This window comes from Halobacteriovorax sp., assembly GCF_041587335.1.
Lineage (GTDB): Bacteria > Bdellovibrionota > Bacteriovoracia > Bacteriovoracales > Bacteriovoracaceae > Halobacteriovorax.
The window spans coordinates 1-6,732 of the sequence record NZ_JBFGYP010000143.1 but is presented as its reverse complement, the minus strand read 5'-3'; the positions used below and the strand labels follow the sequence as shown (position 1 = coordinate 6,732).

General features: G+C 33.4%; 8 protein-coding genes. 4 read left to right on the top strand and 4 right to left on the bottom strand.

The features are described 5' to 3' along the window. A partial coding sequence (locus tag ABX784_RS14565) for a hypothetical protein (protein WP_372655790.1) occupies positions 1 to 290 on the top strand: 290 nt, incomplete at its 5' end. An 81-nt stretch (positions 291 to 371) separates the two neighbouring features. On the opposite strand, the gene ABX784_RS14560 is transcribed toward ABX784_RS14565, so the two are convergent. From ABX784_RS14560 to udk, 4 genes are read right to left on the bottom strand one after another with little or no spacing between them, the layout of a single operon-like run. Then, entirely contained in the window at positions 372 to 770 is a 399-nt protein-coding gene (locus tag ABX784_RS14560) for a hypothetical protein (protein ID WP_372655789.1), read from the bottom strand. Next, on the bottom strand, positions 760 to 1,326 hold the full coding sequence (locus tag ABX784_RS14555; protein WP_372655788.1) for a hypothetical protein: 567 nt from the start codon (positions 1,324 to 1,326) through the stop codon (positions 760 to 762). Before ABX784_RS14555 ends, ABX784_RS14560 begins: the two co-directional genes overlap by 11 nt. Before the next feature lie 18 nt (positions 1,327 to 1,344). Continuing rightward, positions 1,345 to 2,973, bottom strand: coding sequence for a ribonuclease J (locus tag ABX784_RS14550; RefSeq protein WP_372655787.1), 1,629 nt, complete (start codon positions 2,971 to 2,973; stop codon positions 1,345 to 1,347). Next, on the bottom strand, positions 2,966 to 3,652 hold the full coding sequence (gene udk, locus ABX784_RS14545) for a uridine kinase (RefSeq protein WP_372655786.1): 687 nt from the start codon (positions 3,650 to 3,652) through the stop codon (positions 2,966 to 2,968). The genes ABX784_RS14550 and udk overlap by 8 nt, the downstream gene beginning before the upstream one ends. Before the next feature lie 109 nt (positions 3,653 to 3,761). Here udk and ABX784_RS14540 point away from each other — a divergent pair, with 109 nt between their 5' ends. The 3 genes from ABX784_RS14540 to ABX784_RS14530 all read left to right on the top strand — a co-directional run. Continuing rightward, positions 3,762 to 5,303, top strand: a complete 1,542-nt coding sequence (locus ABX784_RS14540; protein ID WP_372655785.1) for an ABC transporter substrate-binding protein — start codon at positions 3,762 to 3,764, stop codon at positions 5,301 to 5,303. Next, positions 5,290 to 6,273, top strand: coding sequence for a 50S ribosomal protein L11 methyltransferase (locus ABX784_RS14535; RefSeq protein WP_372655784.1), 984 nt, complete (start codon positions 5,290 to 5,292; stop codon positions 6,271 to 6,273). The genes ABX784_RS14540 and ABX784_RS14535 overlap by 14 nt, the downstream gene beginning before the upstream one ends. Continuing rightward, the coding region (locus ABX784_RS14530) for an RsmE family RNA methyltransferase (RefSeq protein ID WP_372655783.1) at positions 6,270 to 6,732 on the top strand (463 nt) is incomplete at its 3' end. The genes ABX784_RS14535 and ABX784_RS14530, both read left to right, overlap by 4 nt.

Genomic DNA, 6,732 nt, shown 5'->3' with positions numbered 1-6,732 from the left:
GGAGAGAAGAAAAGTCTTGGAATGAAGAGCCTGCATATAGAGCAACGGAAGAAACTCAACAGGGTACTTTAGCTCAATCTATAAAAGATGCAGCAGCAAGATATGAAACAAACAAAGTTGAGCAACCTCAACATACTCAAGTAAGAAGTCATCAAGATAATGCATCTACAAATAGAGCAAAATCTATTGCTGAGAAATTAGGGTTCATTAACTTTGATGAAGATGAACTAGATACTCCATCTTTTTTAAGAAAAGATGAGAGTGGTTCACAAAAGAATGCAGAGTTCTAATTGAGTTGCCCCCCAACTCAATAATATTAAGGCGTCTATGATTCGTTGTAGGCGCCTTTAAATCTAACTATAAAATTAAAATTACTTATCCATTAAACTTGATACTTGCTTCGCAAGATTTTCAATAAAATTTGGAAGGATTGAAATAGTATCTTTCTTAAATTGTTCCGGACATTCAATTAGTAGTTTTGAATTACTATATTTAATATTTGTAAGTACAAAACGGTAACCTTTTTCTTGCCAGTTTTGCCAGCTTAGAGCGTAGTCTTCCCTTGTGAAATCACCTCCACCAAATGGTGTAGATCCTTCTCCTGGAATTAGGTCTGCCATCTTTATTACGTGATCAATTTTTACATTTGAAGCAAGTAGGTCAGACTCATATTGAAGAATCTTTTTATCATCAAATGATCTCTTTGGTGCGTTTACCTTATTTTTATTCATTATTTCATCGATAGCATTTTTTAAATTATCATTTGTCATTTGCTAAATTCCCTTTGAATTTATTGATCTCTTTTTTTAGAGCTTCTTGATCATTTTCTTTAACGTGAAGTTGAACGTAAGTTTCTATGTAGTCATTTTCAACCTGGATCTTATACTCATTAAGGATATAAGAAGGGATTCCTTTTTCTTTCCATAGATGTTGCTTAAACTGATAAATATAAACACCCTCTTCTGGGTCATCAGGTGTTGTTCTTTGATTTGTAATAGGGTGCCAAATATTATCTGCAAAAGTATTAAAGTGCTCAGGACAAAGGTTCACTTTATCAATTTGCTTTAAGCAATCTACGCAAAACTCTTCCTCGCAAATAGCACATATTCCGACAGAATTTTTATGCTCATGATTCTTACAAGTTCCTATCCCTGGCTTAGTTACGGGATTGAGCTCTTCAGTAGTAGTTTGTGTTGTCGTATTTTGTTGTTTAGTACTTTTTAAATAATTTATAAAGATTAGCCCGGCTATAACAACAAGGACAAGTATTAGAACTAAAAGTAAGATGATGATGACCATCAATGTTGTGTCTATAGTCTGATTCATTCGTTAATTATAACGGAACTATACGAAGTGGACAACGGTAATAGGCTTATAGCCCAAAAGGTTTTGTGCGTATCGTCTAATTGAAATTCTAATCTCGTCTGCCGTTCTCTCGAGAAGCTTAACTTTTCTTCCGGATAGCTCACTATTTAATAAATACTCAAACTCATCAGTATTATTTTTAAATGAATTCGGTAGACCATTAAAAGAGTACTTAAATTGAACTTTCCTCTTTAATAGACTGTCAGTTTTTATTGAAATAAAAATTGTTCCTTGAGTCGCTAGCTTTCTACGGTTAGATATATTTTCTCTTTCTATTTCTATTCCTTTACCATGAATGAGTATTGGCTGGAGAGGAGTAGATGTATTTACTGAAAGCTCTAATCGTTGGCTGATAGTGATTTGGTCAAAATTATGAAGTTTTACTGCTGTTGCAGAAGGAAATTTTTCATTTATAAATTCGATATGCTTTTTAAGAAATAATGATTCACCATGAATAGGAACTATATAGTCTGGCTGATAGCTCTCATATAACTTCAAAAGATCATTTCTTCCAGGGTGACCTGATACATGAATTAACTCATCTCTAGCAGATACAATATCAATTCCCATTTCTGTGATTTCATTTTCAAGTAGAGAAATTTTCTTCTCATTTCCAGGAATTGCTTTAGAACTTAAGATGAAAAGATCTTTCTCTGTAGGTTTAAAGTGAGTGTCCTCGCCTTTTGCTACTCTTCTAAACGTTCCCCTGAAATCTGCCTGGCATCCACTTAAGAGAACAACTAATTTATTTTTATTAGGAAGAGATGCCTGATCTATATAGAAATCAGATTCATCCATTAATCCCCTTTCTACTGCAGATTGAGCATAACTAATCATAGATCTACCGTAGAGAAGAACACGTCTCCCCGACTCTTTTGCGGCCTGAACTACTGACATTACTCTATGAACATTTGAACTGAAGCAAGTGAGATAAATATTATTATAATCTTCCTTAAATATTCTTTGAAAATTAGGAAGAACATCTCCCTCAGAAGGAGTATTTAAGTTATTGGAAAGTATATTAGTACTATCTGCTAGAATTATTCTTTTACTACATTCTTTTGAGAGAGAAACAAGTTTTTTAAAATCAAATTCTTTTTCATATGGTGAGATGGAATCGATTTTAAAATCAGAAACCATTAATGTACATTGTCTATTTTCTTTATCTTTAACGAGTAGGCCAAAAGTATCTGGTATTGAGTGGTTCACATGAATTGGGTGAATATCAAAGTCATTAAACTCAATGACTGTATCTGAATGGTACTCTATAACCTTTTTTGATATTTTGGCGTAATCTAATTTCTTTCTAATTAGTAGTGTTGCAAACCTCGGTGCATAGATTGTGATCTCTGGGTATCTATTGATAACATGAACGATTGCACCAATATGATCTTCGTGTCCATGAGTGATGACTAAGTCTGTAGGAGGATTCTTATCTAGTTCAGAGAGATCTGGGATAAGATAATTAATATCAAAGAAGTCTTCACTGGGAAAAAGTATTCCTGCATCTACAATTATATTTGTATTCTCTCCAATAAATCTCGTCATGTTAGAGCCAATCTGCCCTACACCACCAACTGGTTGAATATCTAAAATACTTTTACTCATGATTCAAGTTTACCTGATGACCATCTAAGTCTAGCTCACCTCTATTTAAGTTTGTTTGCTGAAGACAATACTCACCTACTTGATAAAGCTCATTAACCTTCGCTGAGAGAATTGAGGCGGCAATTGAAGTCTCCTCTCCAATAATAAAGTCTGCGTAGTCTTTTTGAGGGGCAAGAAATTTATTATACATAGGTCTAACGGTTTCATAGTATTGAGATATAACAGATTGTAGTGTTCTGCCTCTTTCATTAACATCTCTATTTATACGCCTTGCTATACGAATGTCGGCATCAACATGTAAGAAGCAACGAATATCTAGTAGGTCTCTAATCTCTTTATCAAATATAGAGAATATCCCTTCAAATACTATTACATCAGTGGGCCTTAGTGTTTTAGTTTCTTCAAGTCTGGCCGATGTAACAAAGTCATACACAGGAACTTCAATAGGATTACCGTTCTTTAAAGACATGAGGTGTGTTCTAAGTAGTTCCCAGTCAAAGGCCGCAGGGTGATCAAAGTTAGGATTACCCTTTGCCGTATAGTGTTCTTTTGGTTGATCATGGAGGTAGTATGAGTCCATATGAAGTATAGAGATATCTTCTGAGACCATATTTATTAACTTATTGGCAAAAGTAGTTTTTCCAGAGCCTGAGCCACCTGAGATACCTATTAGATACACAATAATTCTCCATTGAAGTTGTAAAAGTCGACTTAAGCTAACATAATAATAATATGCACTTATATCAATAATGAGGATAAAAAATACTCGTTGTAAAACAGGGATGATAATGCAATTTAAGCAACTTAGCATATTTATTTTTATATTAACTATTTCTCTAGTCTCACATTCTAAAAACATAGAAGCAAAGTCGATCAAAATGGCCATTTCATCAGCGCCGTCTAATTTAAGTCCATTCTATGCAACAGATGCGAATTCTCAAAATATCAATAGACTGGTCCACATCACTCTGACTGACTTTAGTAAAGAGATGAGCTTTATTTGTAGATTTTGCGAAAGCTATAAGGAAAGAATGGAAGGTAAAAAGCATATTATTAGTTTTGACCTAAGAAAAGACGTAAAGTTTTGGGATGGAGAGCTTGTAAGTGCAAAAGATGTTTATAACTCATGGAAATATTTTACAGATAAAGAAGTTATAAAATCTAAGTTTGGATTTGGTTTATCTAGAATAAAAAATGTAAATGTTATTAATAAATCTCAGGTTGAACTGATATATGATGAATATAACCCAGATAATCTTTCTGATTTAGCCTTGTTAAAAATTGTAAAAATTCAAAAAGATAAGATTGTTCCAAATATCTCATTTAAAGATATTGTTGGAGCAGGACCATATAAAATAAAGTCTGAAAGTGAGCTTGAGGTAGTTCTAAGTCCTATTAAAAAGGGAAGCTTGGACCTTATATTCAAAGTAGTAAAGGATGAAACAACTCTGGCCTTAAAGTTGATAAATAAAGAAATAGATTTATCGTTGGCTTCTATTTCTCCAAGGAAGTTATTTTGGTTAAAAGAGAATGTAAAAGGAATAGATTTTCATAATGTTGAAGGTACTAATCTTATTTATATGGGTGTGAATCATAAAAACGAGTTTCTAAAGAACTTAAATGTAAGAAAAGCAATTTCATTATTAATACCGAGAGAGCAAATAATAAAATATAAGCTAAAGGGAACAGCTACTCCAGCATCTAGTTTTTTCTCTGAAGCATTCACATCAATGTATATAAAAAATGGATTTGATAAATACAATCCAAAAGAAAGTGAGAGGCTATTTAAAGAGTCTGGCTTTTCTAAAGATGAAGAGGGGACTTGGGTCAAGGATGGTAGAAAGCTATCTTTAATTTTTAGAGTTTCAAACAATAAGAATACTATTGAAACAGTTGAAACAATTAAAGACTTCCTAAAAAAGGGAGGAGTCGACGTTACCGTGTCGGTCCAAGAGTGGGGAACATTCTACAGAAACCTTAAGCAGGGGAACTTTGACTTAATTATTGGTCAATGGGTCGGATTTACAGGGCCTGCGATATTAAGATTTGTATTTCATAGCGAGTCTGTACCTCCAAATGGTGCAAACCGTGGAAATTTCATTAATAAGATGTTTGATAAGTACATTGATCAGGCGACAGTAGAGCAAGATGAGAAGAAGAGAAATAATTACTATAAGCAAGCTTTAGAGATTTCAAATCGTGAATATTCTTATATAAACCTCTGGCACCCAAATATTGTCTGGATTGGAAGAAGTTGTATAAAAAATATTGATGTACAACCAAATGGGAGCTTCCTTCCGCTTTTAGAAATGGTTAATGACTGTGAGTAATAAAACATTCTTCGAAGTAAAAGTTGTCTTTAAAAAAGTTTCAATTGAGAAAATTGAAAACTTAAACTATGAGGCCATGGGCGAGTACGCTTGTGATGGTGTTCAAGAGTTTAGCATTGATGAACCTACAGTAGATAAAATATTAGGAGAAAGAGCTTACTCAGGTGGCGATATTCCTTTTTCTGTCATTGATGAAGTTGATGGTGTTGCAAGTAATGAGTATTTAAGTCTTGTTTATTATTTTTATGAAGGCGAAGAAACTAAGTCCACGGCTGAGAAATTCTTGGCCCATATTAAAGATTTAGATATTACAACACACGTTGAATTATTAGAGAAGCCTTGGGATGATTGGAATCAAGAGTGGAGAAAGCATTACTCAGAGATCGATGTCCACGAAGAACTTGTAGTGATTCCCGAGTGGGAGAAGGAGAGCTCTTCAAGAAAGGATAGCGAGTGTGTTTTTATTTATCCTGGAATGGGATTTGGAACAGGCGAACATCAGACAACATATTTATGTTTAAAGCATTTTATGGAGGTTCTCCCTGAATTAACTCCTGATGATAGCTGTTTAGACTTTGGTTGTGGTTCTGGTATTTTAGGAATTGCAGCGATAAAGAAACTAAATCTTCCTGTAGTGTTTTGTGACATTGACCCTTTAGCTCTTAATAATTGTTTACAAAATCTTGAGTTGAACTTTGAGGGCCAAGACTTAAGTGGTACAACTTTAGTTAGTCGTGAGAAATTCAAAAGCAATAAAAAACATAAGCTTGTGTTTGCAAATATCTTAGAGAATGTTCTTCTTTTAGAGAAAGATTTGTTATTAGAGTCTGTGGATAACGGTGGTTATTTAATAGTTTCTGGATTGTTAAATAATCAAGTTAATGGAATCGTTAAAGAATATAAAGACTTAGAAATGATATCAACTTTAATTAAAGATGATTGGTCAGCGGTGTTGTTTAAAAAATTATGAGAGCTGTACTTTTAAATAAAGAAATTACTGAGAATGATATAGGCAAAGAACTAACTCTAGACGGAGATAGTGCAAGACACCTGATTAAAGTGATTAGAATAAAAAAGTTTGAAAGAATACTGCTTCTTAATGGAAATGGCTGCAAGTCTGAAGTCGAAATCACTCATATAGATAGAAAGACTTTAACTCTTAAAGTTATATCATCTGTTCTTGTAAAAGATTCAAGGCGGCTAAGCTTGTTTTTGGGTTTACCAAAAAAAGATGCGTTTGAGTCTATTGTGAAAATGTCTTCTGAGATTGGAATCAAGAATATATACCTATATCGTTCTGAATTCTCTCAGCAATCAATTGAAATAAATGATCGAATAGAAAGAATTGAAGAAAGCGCAATAGTGCAGTCGAATAATCCCTTTAAGATAAATTTCTCTGAAGTCTCATCATTTGATGAAGTGTTTAGAG